This window comes from Shinella agrisoli (assembly GCF_046557955.1).
Taxonomy (GTDB): Bacteria; Pseudomonadota; Alphaproteobacteria; order Rhizobiales; family Rhizobiaceae; genus Shinella.
Window position 1 is genome coordinate 1 of sequence record NZ_JBJIEP010000042.1, and the last position, 18259, is coordinate 18259.

Below are 18259 nucleotides of genomic sequence, written 5' to 3' on the forward strand. Positions count from 1 at the left end.
CGTCACGATCCTAAACGCCATCGCAAGAACAGACCCAGCCTTCAAACCATAACTCCACGGTTGCTTGACCCGAGGATGACGAAGGAGGGAGGGAAGGGGCTTCCGGACAACAAAAAGACCGGGCGACGGAATCGCCCGGCCAGTTGCCTTGGGAGGAGGCGCCCGTCAGGCGACGGCGATCTGGCGCTTTTCTTCCACCGACTTCACGGCCGCGTCGGCGAGCGCGAGGGCGGCGAGGCCGTCGGCGCCGGACGGCGAGATGGCGGCGCCCTTCTCGATTGCGGCGATGAAGGCCGCGATCTCGTTGGCATAGGCTTCCGTATAGCGGGTCATGAAGAAGTCGTGCAGCGGCGGGCGGGTGTAGCCGTCGCCGTTGGCGACCTCGATGGAGACCGGGCGCTGGTTTTCCGCCGAGACCATGCCCTTCGAGCCGTGCACCTCGATGCGCTGGTCGTAGCCGTAGGTGGCGCGGCGCGAATTGGAGATGACCGCCTGCCTGCCGGACTTGGTCTGGAGGATGACCGAGACGCTGTCATAGTCGCCGGCCTTGCCGATCTCCGGATCGACGAGTACGGCGGCGGTGGCCGAGACCGAGACGACCTCCTCGCCGAGCAGGAAGCGGGCCATGTCGAAGTCGTGGATCGTCATGTCGCGGAAGATGCCGCCGGAACGCTTGATGTAGTCGACCGGCGGGGCGCCGGGATCGCGCGAGGTGATGGTGACCATCTCGACGTCGCCGATCTTGCCGTCGTCGATCGCCTTGCGGACAGCCATGAAATGCGGGTCGAACCGGCGGTTGAAGCCGACCATCAGCTTGCCCTTCGTCTCCTCGACCACCTTCATGCAGGCCCTGACGCGGTCGACGTCGAGGTCGATCGGCTTTTCGCAGAAGATGGCTTTTCCCGCGCGCGAAAAGCGCTCGATGAGATCGGCATGGGTGTCGGTCGGCGTGCAGACCACCACGGCGTCGATGTCCTTGGCGGCCTCGATCGCCTCGATGGTGCGGACCTCGCAGCCATATTGCCTGGCGATGGCGTCAGCGGCGGCAGGGAAGGCATCGGCGACGGCGACGAGCACGGCGTCGGGATTGCCGGTCACGGCCTTGGCATGCACCTTGCCGATGCGGCCTGCGCCGAGAAGACCAAATCTTACAGTCATGTTTTCCTCGTTTGTGGGGAGCGAACAGGAAGTAGCGAATAGAGGGCAGTTGCCGGCAGGCTACTGCCTATTCGCCTTTAACGTCACGTCTTGCGCTTCTTCTGCCGGTAGACGTCGATGACGACGGCGGCGACGATGATCACGCCCTTGACGATCTCCTGGTAGAAGGCATCGACGCGCAGGAACGTGAAGCCGGAGGTCATGACGCCGAGGATGACGGTGCCGATGACCGTGCCGGTGATGCGGCCGACGCCGCCGGCAAGCGAGGTGCCGCCGATGACGGTGGCGGCGATGGCGTCGAGTTCGTACATCACGCCCATGCCGGCCTGCGCGGTCTGGGCCCGGGCGGCGGTGACGACGCCGGCAAGGCCCGCCAGCGCCCCGGCGATGGCATAGACCTTCACGAGATGGGATTCGACGTTGATGCCGGAGACGCGCGCGGCCTGCACATTGGCGCCGATGGCATAGGTGAACTTGCCGTAGCGGGTGTAGCGCAGCGCGATGTGGAAGATCACGGCGACGACGAGGAAGATCACGACGGGCCAGATGCCGGTGCCGATGAAGTTGAACTGCTCGGTGAGGCCCGAGACCGGCTGGCCCTTGGTGTACCACTTGGAGATGCCGCGGGCGGAGACCATCATGCCGAGCGTGGCGATGAAGGGCGGGATCTTCGTCTTGGCGATGAGCTGGCCGTTGATGAAGCCGGCGAGCAGGCCGACGCCGACGCCGACCGCCACCGGAACGATGAACGGCAGGTCGGTGAGCGACGGATAGAGCGCGCGCGGCCAGGTGGAGGCCTGGGCGAGCGAGGCGGTGAACATCGCCGTCATGCCGACGACGGAGCCCGACGACAGGTCGATGCCGCCGGTGATGATGACCTGCGTCACGCCGACGGCGATGATGCCGATGACGGACACCTGCAGGATGATGATCGTCAGGCGCTGCGGGTTCATCAGGAAGCTCTGGCCGACGAAGATCCAGCCGAGGACCTCGTAGACCAGCGCGATGCCGATGAGGACGAGAAAGATGTTGAGTTCCGGCGGAAGCCGGCGGGCCGATTTCTGCGCGGCGACCTGGGCCTGCGCGGCGGAATTCGTGCTCATGATTACCTCCCTTGCGGCCGCTTTCGCAGCCTTGATTCTCACTGGGCAGCCAGTTCCATCACCTTGATCTGGGTCGCTTCCGCGCGGTCGAGGAAGCCGGTGACGCGGCCCTCGTGCATGACCATGATGCGGTCGCTCATGCCGAGAACCTCCGGCATTTCCGACGAGATCATGATGACGGCGACGCCGTCTCTCGCGAGTTCGGTGACGAAGCGGTGGATTTCCGCCTTCGCGCCGACGTCGATGCCGCGGGTCGGCTCGTCGAGGATCAGGATGCGCGGATTGGTGAGCAGCCAGCGGCCGATCAGCACCTTCTGCTGGTTGCCGCCGGAAAGGTTCTCGACCCGCTCGTGAAGGTTCGGCGTCTTGACCCGAAGCTTCCGGCTCATCTCCTCGCAGACCTTCGTCAGCTCGCGCTCGGAGACGAAGCCCTTCTTGACGAACTTGTCTTGGAGCACGGCGATCTGCATGTTCTCCAGCACGTCGAGGATCAGCAGACAGCCCGTGTCCTTACGGTCCTCCGTCAGGAACGCCATGCGGTTGCGGATCGCCGTGTTCGGGCTGTCGATGTTCACCTGCTTGCCGTTGATCTCGATCGTGCCTGAGGTCGCCGGCGTCACGCCGAAGACCGTCTCGGCGACGTTGGAGCGGCCCGAGCCGACGAGGCCGGCAATGCCGAGGATTTCGCCGGCGCGCACGTCGAAGGACACGTCGTGGAAGACCCCCTTCAGCGTCAGGTTCTTGACCGACAGGACGACGTCGCCGATCGGCACCTCCTCCTTCGGGAACATCTGGGTGATCTCGCGGCCGACCATCATGCGGATGATGTCGTCACGCGTGACGTCGGTGGAGGCGTGCGTGCCGATGTACTTGCCGTCGCGGAACACCGAGAACTCGTCGGCGATCTCGAACAGCTCGTTCATCTTGTGGGTAATGTAGACGATGCCGATGCCCTGCGCGCGGAGATCCCGGATGATCTCGAAGAGGTGCGCCACCTCGCGTTCGGTCAGCGCGGAGGTCGGCTCATCCATGATGAGGACGTCGCTCTCGTAGGAGACGGCCTTCGCGATCTCGACCATCTGGCGGTTGGCGACGGAAAGGTCGCGCACCTGCGTTTCCGGGTCCATCACGATGTTGAGGCGCTTGAAGAGCTCGGCCGTCTTGCGGTTCATCTCGCCGTGGTCGACGAAGCCGAAGCGGTTCTTCGGCTCGCGGCGGATCCAGATGTTCTCCGCCACGGTCATGAAGGGCATCAGGTTGAGCTCCTGATGGATCATGGCGATGCCGTTCTCCAGCGCGTCGAGCGGCGAGTCGAGCCGGATCTTCTGGCCTTTCAGCAGCACCTCGCCCTGGTCCGGCGTGTAGATGCCCGCCAGGATCTTCATCAGCGTGGACTTGCCGGCGCCGTTCTCGCCCATCAGGGCATGCACGGTGCCGCGCTTCAGCTTGAACTGGACGTCGTCGAGCGCGACGACGCCGGGGAATTCCTTGCGGACGCCTTCCGCCGACAGGAGATATTCAGCATTCGGAACGGCGCCGCTTGCGCGTATCGCGGCCATGGTGGTCGGACTGACCATCGTCCCTCCCTCCCTGAGCAACCTGAAAACGGGTCGGACGCGCGCACGCCTGCGTGCGCGCGTCCTTGACAGTCTGGCCTCATTGGCTGCCGGCTGGAACCGGTCAGTTCTTCGACTGGAAGTCGGCGATGTTGGCCGGGGTCACGAGCTGGAAGGGGATGTAGACCTTGGTTTCCACCTTCTCGCCCTTGGCCAGCTTGAGCGCGGCGTCGACCGAGCCCTTGCCTTGTCCGGCGGCGTCCTGGAACACCGTCACGTCGAGGTCGCCGGCCGCCATGGCGGCGAGCGCGTCCTGCGTGGCGTCGATGCCGGCGACGACGACGCTGTCCATGGCGCGGCCGGCGGCCTTCAGCGCCTGGATCGCGCCGATCGCCATTTCGTCATTGTTGGAAATGACCGCGTCGAATTCCACGCCGGCGGAGAGCCAGTTGGTCATCAGGTCGGACCCCTGCGTGCGCGACCAGTTGGCGGTCTGCTCCTCGACGATCTCGAGGCCCTTGCACTCGTCGGTGGCGATCACGTCCTTGATGTCCTGCGTGCGCATGCGGGCGGCCTGGTTGGACAGCTCGCCCATCATGACGACGACCTTGCCCTTGCCGTTCAGCAGGCGGCAGACTTCCTTGGTCTGGAGCGTGCCGGATTCCTGCTCGTTCGAGGCGACGAAGGCCTGCTTTTCCGGCAGCTCGTTGACGTTGACCGGCTCGCGGTTGACGTAGACGAGCGGAATGCCGGCATCGGCGGCGGCCTTCGAGAGAGCGGCGGTGGCGTCGGTATCGACCGGGTTCACGATGATGGCATCGACGCCCGAGGCGATGAAGTTCTGGACCTGGCTCTGCTGCTTGGCGACGTCGTTCTGGGCGTCTTCGATCTGCAGCTCGACGCCGTCGAGCGTCTTTGCGTAGTCGGACATGCCGTTGCGCAGGACGGTCAGGAAGTTGTCGTCGAACAGGGCCATGGAAACGCCGATCGTCTCGGCATGGGCGGCCGTGGACATCATCACGGCAAGCGCCGAGCCCAGGATGAATTTTTTCATGTCGTTCTCCTCCTCAACGTGGCGTCCGGCGGCGCCACAGAATTATCCGGATCGCAGCCCTTGCGGGCGGCCGGCCTCCTGCTCCTCCCGGGATGCAAAAAGCCAAAACAGAATAAACAAACCGCGAATTCCATATTGCGGAATGTTTATTCCATTTTCTGCCTGTGACGTCAAGCCCGTTCCATTTTTCCGGTGCGGGAATCTGCCCGGCTTGGGGAAAAGTGCCGGCGAAAGCGCCGCCGGCACGCGTGTCCTCAGATGCTTTCGCGCACGAAGGCGACGCTTTCGGCGATCGCCGCCTTCGGATCAGCCGTCTTGTGCACGACCGGCGAAAACGGCTCGAAGGAGAACGGACCGGCATAGCCGGCGGCAAGCAGGGCCTTGATCTGGCTGATGTTTCCAAGCCGGTCCTGCGGGCCGACGAGGACGCGGTGGCCGTCGCGCATGTCGGAAACGGAGACGGCCGGATCCTCGACCCCGGAGATGTGCACGAGGCCCGTGAGGTCGGCAAAGAGGTCCGGCTCGCCGGCGAGATGGTGGTGGAACGTGTCGTGCACCAGGCGGAACGTCCGTTCCCCGCCGACGTCCCTGATCGCCTCGACGGCCTCGCGCTTGGAGCGCAGCGAGCAGATCTCGAAGCCGAGCGGTTCGACGAGGCCGGTGATGCCGGCGGCGTCCAGCAGCGGCTTGAGGGCGGCGAGCGATTCGCGCAGGTTCTCCTGCCGCTCGCCGTCCGCCTGGCCGGTGCCGTCGTTCTTCGGCACCAGCACGAGCGCGCGGGCACCGCAGGCGCCGGCATAGCCGATGAGGTCCCTGGCCTCTGCGGCGCGGGCCGGCGACCATTCGTTGAAGCGCTGGAGGGCGTTGATCGAGATGATCGTGACGCCGTGGCGCTCGGCGAGCGCCTTCACCTCGACCGGCGTCGTGCCGTCGAGGATGGCGTTGCCGTCAAGGTCGTTGCGGATCTCGACGGCCGTCATGCCGAGGGAGACGGCAAGGGCGAAGAAGGCGTCGAGCGTGAGGGCGGGCGCCGTCATGTGGTTGAGGGCGAAAGTCAGGGGCGGCATGGAATGTGGGTCCTCCGGTCTTCGCGGCCGCCGACAGGGCGGCCTCGCATGCACGCATGAGGATCGGGAAGCGCTTGGCGGGCGTCAAAGCAGAAGGCGCCGCAGGCCCCATCATCGCTGAGAGATTTAGGGGAAGCCCTGATGGAAAGCCATCATCGCGGCGTCAGATATTCTCCGGCAGGAAGATGTCGAAGGGCAGGAAGGTTTGCCCCGGCACGGCGTTTCCACCTTTCTCGATGGCCGCCACCATCAGCGCGACGAGCTCGCGGCAGAGCGCCGGCAGCGGCGTGCTGATCGCCATGGTGACGACGTCGTCCGCAAGGCCGGCCTTCGATTCCGGGGTGAGCTCGTTGACGATGAGCTGTATCTTGCCCGCATAGCCTTCCTCGCGGATCGCCGAAATCGCGCCCTCCATGCCGCCGCCGGCCACATAGAGGCCGACGAGATCGGGATGCTGCGCAAGCAGGTTGGCGGTCGCCTCGTGGGTTATCTCGCTCGTGTCGAGGTTGACCAGCGTATCCAGCACCTCGAAGCCCTGGCCCTTCTCGCGGAAGAAGGAGCGGAAGCCCATCTCGCGCAGCTCGTGGCCGTGGAAGCGGTGGCTGCCGACGAAGATCGCCACCTTGCCCGGCCGCTTGGCGCCCCGCGCGATCATCCAGGCCGCTGTGCGCCCCACCTTCATGTTGTTGAGGCCGATATAGCCCTGGCGCACGTCCATGGCGAAATCGGAGAGCAGGCAGAAGAGCGGAATGCCGCGGGCCTTGAGGTCCTCCACCATGGCCGTGGTCGCCGGATAGTCGGGGGCGACGACGGCGAGGGCCTGGTTGCGCGCGGAAAGCTGGCGCAGCATTTCCGTCATCGCCGCCGGCGTCTGGGCATTAATGAAGTCGATCTGCGGCACGATGCGCGCCGTCGTGCAGGCATTGCAGGCGATTTCGATCTCGCGCGCGAAGTTCTGGTAGAATGCCTGGTTGGGGCGCTGGAAGCTGAAACCCAGCCGGTACTGCGGCAGGTCCTCGAACACCCGCTGCCGGATGAGGCCGATCGCGTGATAGCCGATCGCGTTGGCGGCGTCATAGACCCGCCGCGCCGTCTCCTCCCGCACCTTGTGGCGGCCGTTCAGCACGCGGTCCACCGTGGCGACGCTCACGCCGGCCGCCTTCGCGAGATCCGAAATGGTGGGTCTCGAGGCCATGTCCCCTCCCTGAAATCTTTCCATCAAACAGGAATGATGGCGGATGATGGAATTTGATGCATTCTATCATGGCAGGATTGAGAGATGCAAGCGGCGGAACTATCCTCTGTGCATGGACGGGGTGTGGCGGAAGCGCGCCCCGCAAGGAGGAGACGAACGATGAAGCCGACGAAGAGGGACTACAGCCTTCTCGGCCGCGACGCCGAGGCGGCCGTTGCCAACGGCCTTGCGGCGGCCGAGTGGTATCACACCGAAATCCCGCGCAAGGAGATGAAGGCGCTGATGCAGCGCTCTGACGGGCCGGCCATCCGCGACACCGCGATCTGGCTCGGCAGCCTCGCCGTTTCCGGCGCGCTCGGCGTGTGGTTCTGGGGAACCTGGTGGGCGGTGCCGTTCTTCCTGGTCTACGGCGTGCTCTACGGCTCGGCCTCCGACAGCCGCTGGCACGAATGCGGCCACGGCACGGCCTTCAAGACGATGTGGATGAACAACGCGGTCTACCAGATCGCCTGTTTCATGATCATGCGCAATCCGGTGACCTGGCGCTGGAGCCATACGCGCCACCACACGGATACGGTGATCGTCGGCCGCGATCCCGAGATTGCCGTCATGCGTCCGCCGGACCTCGCCCGCCTGGTGCTGAACTTCTTCGGCATTCTCGACGCCTGGCATGCGGTCATCGACATGGTGCGCAACGCGGCCGGCGTGATGAGCGCGGCGGAAAAGACCTTCGTGCCGGAATCGGAGCAGCCGAAGGCGATCCGCATCGCCCGCATCTGGCTCGCCATCTACGTCGCGACCATCGCCGCCTGTTTCACTTTCGGCTCGATCCTGCCGGCCATGCTGATCGGCCTGCCGCGGCTCTACGGCGCCTGGCACCATGTGCTGACGGGCCTGCTCCAGCACGGCGGCCTTGCCGACAACGTCATAGACCACCGGCTCAACAGCCGCACGGTCTACATGAACCCGGTCAGCCGCTTCATCTACTGGAACATGAACTACCATGTGGAGCATCACATGTTCCCGATGGTGCCCTACCACGCGCTGCCGCGGCTGCACGCGATGATCAAGCACGACCTGCCGGCGCCGAACCCTTCCATGTGGCACGGCTACAAGGAGATGATCCCAGCCTTCCTGCGGCAGCTGCGCAACGAGGACTACTTCCTGAAGCGTGAGCTGCCCCCCACGGCGCGGCCCTACAAGGAAGAATTCCACGCGGAACCCGCCGCTGCGGCCGCCGAATAACAAGCATCCATTGGAGGAGAGACCATGAGCGACAACTGGATCGAGGTCTGCGCGGCGGACGAGATCGACGAGGAGGACGTCATCCGCTTCGACCATGCGGGCCGCACCTTCGCGATCTACCGGAGCCCGGAGGATACCTATCACGCGACGGACGGGCTCTGCACCCACGAGAAGATCCACCTCGCCGACGGGCTGGTGATGGATCACGTCATCGAATGTCCCAAGCACAACGGCCGCTTCAACTACAAGAGCGGCGAGGCGCTGGGCGCCCCCGTCTGCATCGACCTTAAGACCTATCCGGTCAAGGTCGAGGGCGGCACCGTCTTCATCGGACTGTGAGGATCACGCCATGGCGGGTTTCGTCATCGTCGGCGCCGGCGAATGCGGCGCGCGCGCAGCCTTCGCGCTTCGCGACATGGGGTTTGGCGGCACGATCACCCTGATCGGCAGCGAAACCCATCTGCCCTACGAGCGCCCGCCGCTCTCCAAGGAGGCGCTGGTGGCCGGCGCCGGGCCGAAATTCGTGGCGGAGGCGGAGCGCTATGCGCAAGCCCGCATCGACCTGCTGCTGGGCAGGACGGTCCGCGAGATCGACCGCGCCGGCAGGCGGGTCCTGCTCGGGGACGGCACGGCGGTGCCCTACGACAAGCTGCTGCTCGCCACCGGCGCCCGCCCGCGCGCCCTGCCGGGCACGGCCCATGGCGGACGCATCGCCGCGCTGCGCAGCCATGACGATGCCGCGCGCATCCGCGAACATCTGGTGGAAGGAAGCCACATCGCCATTCTCGGCGGCGGCTTCATCGGGCTGGAGCTGGCCGCAAGCGCCCGCAAGCTCGGCGCCGCCGTCACGCTCCTCGAAGGCCTGCCGCGCGTCTTGACGCGGGGCGTGCCGGCGGAGATCGCCGAGATCGTCGCCAGCCGTCACAGGGCGGAAGGCGTGGACATCCTCTGCGGCGCCAAGGTCGCCAATGTCGAGGATCTGCCGGGCGAGGTGCGGATCACATTGGAGGACGGCCGGGTCGTCCCGGCGAGCCTGCTGGTCGTCGGCATCGGCGCGGTGCCGAACACGGAGCTGGCGGAAGCGGCCGGGCTTGCCGTGGAGAACGGTATCGCCGTCGACGGCCTGCTGCGTACATCCGACCCGGACATCTTCGCCGCCGGGGATTGCACGTCCTATCCGCTGGCGCTCTACGGCGACCGGCGCATCCGCCTCGAATCCTGGCGCAACGCGCAGGAGCAGGGGCAACTGGCGGCGGCCAACATGCTCGGCGGTACGGAGGCCCATGCGGCCGTGCCGTGGTTCTGGTCGGACCAGTACGACATGACGCTCCAGATCGCCGGGCTTGCCGACGGCGCCGTGACGACGGTGCGGCGCGAGGTGGGCGAGGGGGCCTTCATCCTGTTCCACCTCGATGCCGGGGGGCGGCTGATCGCGGCGAGCGGCATCGGGCCGGGCAACGCGGTCGCCCGCGACATCCGCCTTGCGGAAATGCTGATTGCCGCCCGCATCCATCCCGATCCGGCCGAACTCGCCGCGCCGCAAACTAAGCTCAAGAAACTGCTCGCCGCATGAACGGCGCTCCGGAGGATAAGATGAAGACCAAGAGACCGACGGTCGCCGACCTGCAGGCGATGAAGGGCAAGCGCCAGCTTACCATGCTGCGCGTCGTGACGCTGGAGGAAGCAGAGGCCGCCGAACAGGCGGGCATCGACCTCGTCTCCGTGCCGCCCGCGCTGCTGGGGCCGGCCTTCCGCGAGGCGGCGCCGACGGTCTTTGCCTTTCCGGGCCTCGAATACGGCGATTTCGTCACGACCGACGATTACCTGCGCGGCGCCTTCCAGGCGATGAAGGCGGGGGGCGACGCGGTCTATTGCGCGGCCGGCCTTTCCACGGTCCGCCGCCTGCGCGAGGAAGGCATTCCGGTCTGCGGCCATGTCGGCCTCATTCCCTCCAAGGCGACGTGGACCGGGGGCTTCCGCGCCGTCGGCAAGACGGCGGACAGTGCGCTGGAGATCTGGCGGCAGGTCAAGGCGCTGGAGGAGGCGGGGGCCTTCGCCGCCGAGATCGAGGTCGTGCCCGGCGAGATCGCCGCCGCGATCAGCGCGAAGACCTCGCTCGTCATGCTCTCGATGGGGGCGGGGGCGGGCTGCGATGCGCAGTACCTTTTCGCCGAGGACGTGCTGGGCCAGAACCGCGGCCACTATCCGCGCCACGCCAAGGTCTACCGCAACTTCGCCGCCGAGTACGACCGGCTCCAGCAGGAGCGCATCGCCGCCTTCCGCGAATATGCCGAGGACGTGCGCTCCGGCGCCTATCCGGAAAGAGGGCACCTCGTCGGCATCGAACCGGCCGAGCTCGTGGCCTTCCTCGAGCGGCTCGGCGCCTGAAGCCGGTTTCCTCCAGCCTGAAAACCGCCTATGTAGGCGTTCGAAGGCGCGAGGAGACGTTCATGAAATTCATCGACCCCGACCATCCGTTCTACCGTCCGCTCTGGCGGCGGCTGCTTCTGGTCGGGCTTTGCGCCGCCTGGACGGCGGTGGAGTTCTACAACGGCGAGCAGACCTGGGGCACGATCTTCCTCGTCGTGACCGCCTATGCCTTCGCGAACCTCATCCTCTTCTTCAAGCCCTCTGCCGCCGCAGCCAAGCCGCCGGAGGAAGGCGGCGAAACGAAGGGCTAGCCCGACAGGCCCAAACTCTTCTCGACATTGATCCTTCGGATCGTCTCGTCGATCAGCATGTTGGCGATCTTCATGCGCATCGTCGCGTTGGCGCGCAGCTCCGCCGGCGCGCGGTCGGGATGGTTTTCGCGCGCGAAACTGCGGCGGCGGGCGATGAGGTCGTCGACGCCTTCCCTGCCGGTGAGGCCAAGGTCGTCGGCCACCTCTTCGGGCGCCGTGCGCAGGAGATGGGGCGGGGGTGCCGGCGGGGCATCGGTCGGCGGCGGGGCCTGCGGCTCCGGCGGTTTCGGGTCCTCGTAAAGGTCGAGATAGGCGGCGGCCGCCTGCGAGCCGGACACGAAGGTCGCCCCGGTGCCGAGACCGGCGAAACCGGAGGTCAGGCCGCGCACCTCTGCCGGACCGCTTTCCTCCGGTGTGTTTCCGTCGGCCTCCTCCGCGGCTTCCCTTGCTTCTGCCTTCAGCCGCTCCAGCACGGATTCGAAAACGGTCATGCCGAACATGGTGTCTCCTTCGTTCAGTCCGGCGAAAGCATGCGACTGCGTTGCAGGATCAGATCATAGAGCAGTTTGGCGCTCGGCGGGAGCGCCTTGCCTTTGATGGAGATAAGGCTGTAGGGCTTGATGTCGATCTCGAAGTCCGTGTTGAGGATGCTGATTTCGCCTGCCTGCGCGCCATTGCCGGCGATGAAGGCCGCCATGTCGCGCGCCACCGGGGCGATCGCGTTCGAGCCGCAGACGATTGCGGTGGTGAGCAGGATGGACGACGTGTTGACCACGGTGGAGGGCAGCGGCACGCCGGCGGCGATGAACAGTTCCTCGATCCGCCGCCTCAGCAACGTGCCGGGCGGCTGGAAAACCCAGTCGTAATGCGGCAGGTCGGCGAGGCCGACGGCAGGCTTTTCCGTCAGCGGGTGGCCCTTGCGCACGATGAGACAGGCCTTTTCGATGCCGATCTCCGTGACGTTGAAGAGGCGCGGATTGAGGTCGTCCGGTACGCGGGCGATGATGAAGTCCTGCCGGGCGGCGAGCAGTTCGCGGGCGAGCACGTTGCTCGTCTCCACGCGCACGTTCACCTCTATGCCGGGATAGGCCGCGCTGACCTGCTGGATCGCCGGCACGGCGAGGCTGATCGCCGGCGCCGTCACCGATCCGAGGAAGACCGAGCCGCCGGTGCCGGATTTCAGCGCCGAAAGCTCGCGGTCGACCTCGCGCAGCTCAAGCAGGATGGTGCGCGCCCGGCGCGCGAAGGCCCGGCCGAAGGCGGTGAGCGTCACGCCGCGGGAGATGCGTTCGCAAAGCTGGGCCTTGAGGATCGTCTCCATTTCCGTCAGCATGCGGGAGGCGGCGGGCTGGGAGATGTTGAGCGCGTCCGCGGCGGCGCTTACCTGCTTGTGCTCCTCGATGGCCACGATCATGCGCAGGTGGCTGAGCTTCAGGCCGCTGCGCAGCAGGCCGATGCCTTGCAGGTTGTCGAGGCTGTCGCCGGCAAAAAGCTGCTCCTCGCTGTCAGCGTCCAGGCGCATGGTTCCTCCGATCGATAAAAAATAGTATATTTCCGTCACTATATATCAAATGTGATATCGCTTTAGAAGTTCATTGCATTTGACAGTTATGGCAATTCGTAAGAGGTTGCGCCAATGTGCGCTGGGGTCCTTGGGAGTGGGGGCCGGCGGGCCTGTGCCCGACCAGTCCAGGCCGTCGCCTGACAGCGACCCCGCCCGCGCACAGAACAATGCCTGGCCGCAAATTTCGGCCAGTGCGCACAAGGGAGAGACCTTTCAATGAAAATGATCACTTCGCTTCTCGCCGCCGCTGCCATCAGCGTCGCGTCGTTCGTGGCGCCGTCCTTCGCCCAGGACAAGGGCATGGTCGGCATCTCGATGCCCACCAAGACCTCTACCCGCTGGATTTCCGACGGCGAGACGATGGAAAAGCTGTTCAAGGACGCCGGCTACACGCCGGACCTGCAGTTCGCCGACGACGACATCCCGAACCAGCTCGCCCAGATCGAGAACATGGTCACCAAGGGTGCCAAGGTTCTCGTCATCGGCGCCATCGACGGCACGACGCTCTCCGACATCCTCCAGAAGGCAGCCGATGCCGGCGTGAAGGTCATCGCCTATGACCGTCTCATCCGCGACTCGGGCAATGTCGACTACTACGCCACCTTCGACAACTTCCAGGTCGGCGTCCTGCAGGCCACCAGCCTCGTCGAAGGTCTGAAGGCCAGGTTCCCCGATACCAAGCCGTGGAACGTCGAGCTCTTCGGCGGCTCGCCGGACGACAACAACGCCTTCTTCTTCTATGACGGCGCGATGTCGGTCATCCAGCCGCTGATCGACAGCGGCGACATCGTCATCAAGTCGGGCCAGACGGGCATGGAAACCGTCGGCACGCTGCGCTGGGACGGTGCGGTCGCCCAGGCCCGCATGGAAAACCTTCTCTCCTCCACCTACACCGACGGCCGCGTCGACGGCGTCCTGTCGCCCTACGACGGCCTGTCCATCGGCATCCTTTCGGCGCTGAAGGGCGTCGGCTACGGCTCGGGCGACCAGCCGATGCCGATCGTCACCGGCCAGGACGCCGAACTGCCGTCCGTCAAGTCGATCCTTGCCGACGAGCAGTACTCGACGGTCTTCAAGGACACCCGCGAACTGGCGAAGGTCGCCGTCAACATGGTCAACGCGATCATGGAGGGCAAGGAGCCGGAAGTGAACGACACCAAGACCTACGACAACGGCGTCAAGGTCGTCCCGTCCTACCTGCTGAAGCCCGTCGCGGTCGACAAGTCCAACGCGGAAAAGATCCTCGTCACGGACTCGGGCTACTACACGGCGGACCAGATCAACAACTGATCGTTCTTCCATTCTCCGGGGTTCGCGCGGCAAGCGCGAACCCTCTTTTATCCGGATCGCAGAGCGAATAGGCTCGGTTTCGCCGCCCGAAAGGCGGCGGATGGCCGCTGGAAACTGGTAAATGAGCAAGACCCTTCTGGAAATGCGTGGCATCACGAAGACGTTCCCGGGCGTGAAGGCGCTCGACAACGTCAACCTGAAGGTCCGCGAAGGCGAGATCCACGCCCTTGTCGGCGAGAACGGTGCCGGCAAATCCACCCTCATGAAAGTGTTGAGCGGCGTCTACCCGGCCGGCTCCTACGAGGGTGAAATCCATTTCGACGGCGAGGAGCGCCGTTTCTCCACGATCTCCGACAGCGAGCATCTGGGCATCATCATCATCCACCAGGAGCTGGCGCTCGTGCCGCTGCTGTCGATCGCCGAGAACATCTTCCTCGGCAACGAGGTCGCGACGAACGGCGTCATCGACTGGAAGAAGGCCTTCCGGCGCACGCAGGAACTGCTCGACAAGGTCGGCCTCAAGGAGCCGCCCGGCACGCTGATCACCGACATCGGCGTCGGCAAGCAGCAGCTCGTCGAGATCGCCAAGGCCCTCTCCAAGAAGGTGCGCCTGCTCATCCTCGACGAGCCGACCGCCTCCCTCAACGAGAAGGACTCCGACGCGCTCCTGAAGCTGCTCATGGAGTTCCGCACGCAGGGCATGACCTCGATCATCATCTCGCACAAGCTGAACGAGATCAAAAAGGTCGCCGACCAGATCACCATCCTGCGCGACGGCGGCACGGTCGAGACGCTCGACTGTCACAACGAGGACATTTCCGAGGACCGCATCATCAAGGGCATGGTCGGCCGCGAGATGGAGGACCGCTATCCGCCGCGCGAGCCGAAGATCGGCGAGACGCTGCTCGAGGTGAAGAACTGGAACGTCTTCCACCAGCACCACCGCGACCGGCAGTTCCTGCACGACGTGAGCTTCAGCGTGCGCGCCGGCGAGGTCGTCGGCATCGCCGGGCTGATGGGCGCGGGCCGCACGGAGACGGCGATGAGCCTCTTCGGCAAGTCCTGGGGCCACAAGATCACCGGCGAGGTCTATATGCGCGGCAAGCCGGTCGACGTCAGCACGATCCCGAAGGCGATCGAGGCGGGCCTTGCCTATGTGACCGAGGACCGCAAGCAGCTCGGCCTCGTGCTGATCGACAACATCATGCACAACACGACGCTCGCCAACCTCAAGGGCGTCTCCCGGGCGACGGTGATCGACAACCGGCAGGAAGCCAAGGTCGCCTCCGGCTACCGGCAGAAGCTGCGCATCCGCTCGCACTCGATCTATCAGGAAGCGGTCAACCTTTCGGGCGGCAACCAGCAGAAGGTCGTGCTGTCGAAGTGGCTCTTCACCAGCCCCGAGGTGCTGATCCTCGACGAGCCGACGCGCGGCATCGATGTCGGCGCCAAGTTCGAGATCTATACAATCATCAACCAGCTTGCCGCCGAGGGCAAGGGCATCCTGATGATCTCGTCGGAGATGCCGGAACTGCTCGGGACCTGCGATCGCATCTATGTCATGAACGAAGGACGCATCGTGGCCGAGCTCTCCAAGGCGGAAGCAAGCCAGGAATCCATCATGCGCGCCATCATGCGCTCCGGGGAGAAACACTAATGGCCATCGATACCGCGACCCAGAGAACCCAGCCCTCGGTGGGGGACTACCTCAGGAGGAACATCCGCGAATACGGCCTGCTCGTCGCGCTCGTGGTGATCATGATCTTCTTCCAGGTCATCACCAACGGCGTTCTCTTCCGCCCGGTCAACATCACCAACCTCGTCCTGCAGAACTCGTTCATCGTCATCATGGCGCTGGGCATGCTGCTGATCATCGTGGCGGGGCACATCGACCTTTCGGTCGGCTCCATCGTCGCCTTCATCGGCGCCATATCGGCGATCATGCTGGTGAAATGGCAATTGCCGGCGCTCCTCGTCGTGCCGCTCTGCATCCTCGTCGGCGCGGTCATGGGGGCGGCGCAGGGCTATTGGGTCGCCTACCAGAAGATACCGTCCTTCATCGTGACGCTTGCCGGCATGCTCGTCTTCCGCGGCATGACCTATGTCGTGCTCGGCGGCCGCCCGGTCGGCCCGTTCCCGAAGGACTTCCAGATCCTTTCCACGGGCTTCGTGCCGGATTTCCTGTCGATCACCGACCCGTCGACCAGCCTCATCAAGAACTACGTCGCGCTCGTTGCGGTGCTCCTGCTCGTCGGCTACGCGGTCTATGCGGGCCTGCGCGAGCGGCGCCTCAACACGCTGCACGAGACGGAGAACGAGCCCTTCGCCTTCTTCGTCGTGCAGATGGCGATCATCGGCGCGGTGGCGATCTTCCTCGGCTTCCAGCTCTCCACCTATCGCGGCCTGCCCAACGTCCTCGTCGTCATGGGCCTCCTGATCGCGCTCTATACGTTCGTGACGACGCGCACGACGATCGGCCGGCGCATCTACGCCATGGGCGGCAACGAGAAGGCGGCGAAGCTTTCGGGCATCAACACCGAGCGGCTGACCTTCTACACCTTCGTCAACATGGGGGCGCTCGCCGCGCTCGCCGGCATGATCATCGCCGCCCGCCTCAACTCGGCGACGCCGAAGGCCGGCGTCGGCTTCGAGCTCGACGTCATCGCGGCCTGCTTCATCGGCGGCGCCTCGGCGTCCGGCGGCGTCGGCAAGATCACCGGCGCGGTCATCGGCGCCTTCATCATGGGCGTCATGAACAACGGCATGTCGATCATGGGCATCGGCATCGACTACCAGCAGCTCATCAAGGGCCTGGTGCTGCTCGCCGCCGTGTTCTTCGACGTCTACAACAAGAACAAGGGCTGACCGGCAAACCGGACAGTCAACGATCGCAAGCGTCTTTGACCGCCGCGGTGCGGCTGAAGCGGGGATGTCCGTCCACTGCAAGTGCGGAGCTTTGACGTGAAGCCCGCTTCCAGGAAGGAAACGAAAATGCTGATTTCGCAGGTAGGAAACGCCGACGGCTCGATCACCGTCGTTGTCCGGGAAGAAGGCGGCAGGGGTCGCGCGGTGAAGGATGCCGGCAGCGTCTATGCGCTCGCGATGGAAGCCGCCAACAGCGGCCAGCCGCTGAAGGCCGTCATCGAGGCGAAGGGGCTCGGCGGGGAGGTCGACCTGGAAGAGGCCTATGCGGACGGCCGGCTGCTCTCGCCGATCACCCATCCGGACGCCGCGCACCTGCATCTCACCGGCACGGGCCTCACCCATCTCGGTTCCGCCGCCACGCGCGATTCCATGCACAAGAAGACGGCGGAAGCGGCCGAAGAGACGCTGACGGATTCCATGAAGATGTTCCGCATGGGGCTTGAAGGCGGCAAGCCGAAGGCCGGCGAGAAGGGCGTTCAGCCGGAATGGTTCTACAAGGGCAACGGCCTGGCTGCCGTCGCGCCCGGCGCGGCGCTCACCTCGCCCTCCTTCGCGCTCGACGGCGGCGAGGAGCCGGAAATGGCCGGCATCTACGTCATCGCCGCCGACGGCTCGCCGTTCCGCATCGGATTTGCCGTCTCGAACGAGTTCTCCGACCACGTGACCGAGCGCATCAACTATCTCTATCTCGCCCATTCCAAGCTCAGGCAGGCGAGCTTCGGCCCGGAAATCCGCGTCGGCGCCGCGCCGGACGACATCCGCGGCTTCTCGCGCATCGTGCGCGACGGCAAGGTGCTGTGGGAAAAGCCGTTCGTGTCGGGCGAGGCGAACATGTCCCATACCTTCGCCAACCTCGAATACCATCATTTCAAATACGGCCTGTTCCGCGCATCGGGCGATGTGCATGTCCACATGTTCGGCACGGCGACCCTCTCCTTCGGCGACGGCATCCGCACGCAGGAGGGCGACGTCTTCGAGATCGGCGCGGAGGGTTTCGGCCTGCCGCTGCGCAATCCGCTGGCGATCGCCGGGGAAGAAGAGATCGTCGTTCGCCAATTGTAATCCATGCCGCGGCCCGGCTTCATCGGGCGCACCATGACAGACAGGAGGCTTGAGCCCATGACCATCCACCAGAACCTGATCGCCGGCGAGTGGGTCGGCACGGAGGGGGTGAAGAACATCAACCCGTCGAACACGAACGACGTGGTGGGCGAATATGCCCGCGCCTCGGCCGAGGACGCGAAGGCGGCGATCGCGGCGGCCAAGGCGGCGTTCCCGTCCTGGTCGCGCTCGGGCATCCTGGAACGCCATGCGATCCTCAGGAAGACCGCCGACGAGATCCTTGCCCGCAAGGACGAGCTCGGCCGCCTGCTCGCGCGCGAGGAGGGCAAGACGCTGGCCGAGGGCATCGGCGAGACGGT

18 protein-coding genes are annotated in these 18259 nt (G+C 65.3%); 10 read left to right on the plus strand and 8 right to left on the minus strand.

Annotation, left to right across the window (positions count from 1 at the left end; genetic code table 11):
* Positions 1-165: 165 nt before the first annotated feature.
* The 6 genes from iolG to ACIIOY_RS25895 all read right to left on the minus strand — a co-directional run bounded on the left by iolG (position 166) and on the right by ACIIOY_RS25895 (position 7133).
* Positions 166-1158 (minus strand): inositol 2-dehydrogenase, encoded by a 993-nt coding sequence (iolG, locus tag ACIIOY_RS25870; protein ID WP_411037550.1) that lies wholly within the window; start codon positions 1156-1158, stop codon positions 166-168.
* 83 nt (positions 1159-1241) lie between these two features.
* Positions 1242-2261 (minus strand): ABC transporter permease, encoded by a 1020-nt coding sequence (locus tag ACIIOY_RS25875; RefSeq protein WP_411037551.1) that lies wholly within the window; start codon positions 2259-2261, stop codon positions 1242-1244.
* A 38-nt stretch (positions 2262-2299) separates the two neighbouring features.
* Positions 2300-3838 carry a sugar ABC transporter ATP-binding protein gene (locus ACIIOY_RS25880; protein WP_411037552.1) on the minus strand — a complete coding sequence of 513 codons (1539 nt, stop codon included), beginning with the start codon at positions 3836-3838 and terminating at the stop codon, positions 2300-2302.
* 103 nt (positions 3839-3941) lie between these two features.
* Positions 3942-4871 carry a sugar ABC transporter substrate-binding protein gene (locus ACIIOY_RS25885; RefSeq protein ID WP_411037553.1) on the minus strand — a complete coding sequence of 310 codons (930 nt, stop codon included), beginning with the start codon at positions 4869-4871 and terminating at the stop codon, positions 3942-3944.
* Positions 4872-5125: 254 nt separating this feature from the next.
* On the minus strand, positions 5126-5938 hold the full coding sequence (locus ACIIOY_RS25890) for a TIM barrel protein (RefSeq protein ID WP_411037554.1): 813 nt from the start codon (positions 5936-5938) through the stop codon (positions 5126-5128).
* 163 nt (positions 5939-6101) lie between these two features.
* Complete coding sequence (locus tag ACIIOY_RS25895) at positions 6102-7133, minus strand: LacI family DNA-binding transcriptional regulator (RefSeq protein WP_411037555.1); 1032 nt, start codon at positions 7131-7133, stop codon at positions 6102-6104.
* A gap of 159 nt (positions 7134-7292) precedes the next feature.
* Between ACIIOY_RS25895 and ACIIOY_RS25900 the strand changes: the two genes are divergently transcribed.
* The 5 genes from ACIIOY_RS25900 (at position 7293) to ACIIOY_RS25920 (ending at position 11059) form a co-directional block, all read left to right on the plus strand.
* Entirely contained in the window at positions 7293-8378 is a 1086-nt protein-coding gene (locus tag ACIIOY_RS25900; protein WP_411037556.1) for a fatty acid desaturase family protein, read from the plus strand.
* 24 nt (positions 8379-8402) lie between these two features.
* Positions 8403-8717, plus strand: coding sequence for a MocE family 2Fe-2S type ferredoxin (locus ACIIOY_RS25905; protein WP_411037557.1), 315 nt, complete (start codon positions 8403-8405; stop codon positions 8715-8717).
* 10 nt (positions 8718-8727) lie between these two features.
* Positions 8728-9951, plus strand: a complete 1224-nt coding sequence (locus ACIIOY_RS25910) for an NAD(P)/FAD-dependent oxidoreductase (protein ID WP_411037558.1) — start codon at positions 8728-8730, stop codon at positions 9949-9951.
* A gap of 20 nt (positions 9952-9971) precedes the next feature.
* Complete coding sequence (locus tag ACIIOY_RS25915) at positions 9972-10766, plus strand: 3-methyl-2-oxobutanoate hydroxymethyltransferase (protein ID WP_411037559.1); 795 nt, start codon at positions 9972-9974, stop codon at positions 10764-10766.
* A 62-nt stretch (positions 10767-10828) separates the two neighbouring features.
* A complete protein-coding gene (locus ACIIOY_RS25920) occupies positions 10829-11059 on the plus strand; it encodes a hypothetical protein (protein WP_411037560.1) in 231 nt (76 codons plus the stop codon).
* Here ACIIOY_RS25920 and ACIIOY_RS25925 read toward each other — a convergent pair.
* The gene (locus ACIIOY_RS25925) at positions 11056-11550 is read right to left on the minus strand and encodes a hypothetical protein (protein ID WP_411037561.1); all 495 of its coding nucleotides are present in this window, start codon (positions 11548-11550) and stop codon (positions 11056-11058) included. The genes ACIIOY_RS25920 and ACIIOY_RS25925 overlap by 4 nt on opposite strands.
* A 23-nt stretch (positions 11551-11573) precedes the next feature.
* On the minus strand, positions 11574-12581 hold the full coding sequence (locus ACIIOY_RS25930; RefSeq protein ID WP_411037562.1) for a LysR family transcriptional regulator: 1008 nt from the start codon (positions 12579-12581) through the stop codon (positions 11574-11576).
* Positions 12582-12839: 258 nt separating this feature from the next.
* Here ACIIOY_RS25930 and chvE point away from each other — a divergent pair, with 258 nt between their 5' ends.
* The 5 genes from chvE to ACIIOY_RS25955 form a co-directional block, all read left to right on the plus strand.
* Positions 12840-13913, plus strand: coding sequence for a multiple monosaccharide ABC transporter substrate-binding protein (chvE, locus tag ACIIOY_RS25935; protein ID WP_411037563.1), 1074 nt, complete (start codon positions 12840-12842; stop codon positions 13911-13913).
* A gap of 121 nt (positions 13914-14034) precedes the next feature.
* Positions 14035-15570 carry a multiple monosaccharide ABC transporter ATP-binding protein gene (mmsA, locus tag ACIIOY_RS25940; RefSeq protein ID WP_411037564.1) on the plus strand — a complete coding sequence of 512 codons (1536 nt, stop codon included), beginning with the start codon at positions 14035-14037 and terminating at the stop codon, positions 15568-15570.
* Entirely contained in the window at positions 15570-16778 is a 1209-nt protein-coding gene (mmsB, locus tag ACIIOY_RS25945) for a multiple monosaccharide ABC transporter permease (RefSeq protein WP_411037565.1), read from the plus strand. The genes mmsA and mmsB overlap by 1 nt, the downstream gene beginning before the upstream one ends.
* 126 nt (positions 16779-16904) lie before the next feature.
* Positions 16905-17900 carry an AraD1 family protein gene (gene araD1 / locus ACIIOY_RS25950; protein ID WP_411037566.1) on the plus strand — a complete coding sequence of 332 codons (996 nt, stop codon included), beginning with the start codon at positions 16905-16907 and terminating at the stop codon, positions 17898-17900.
* Between the two features lie 57 nt (positions 17901-17957).
* On the plus strand, positions 17958-18259 hold a 302-nt coding region (locus ACIIOY_RS25955), incomplete at its 3' end, for an aldehyde dehydrogenase family protein (protein ID WP_411037567.1).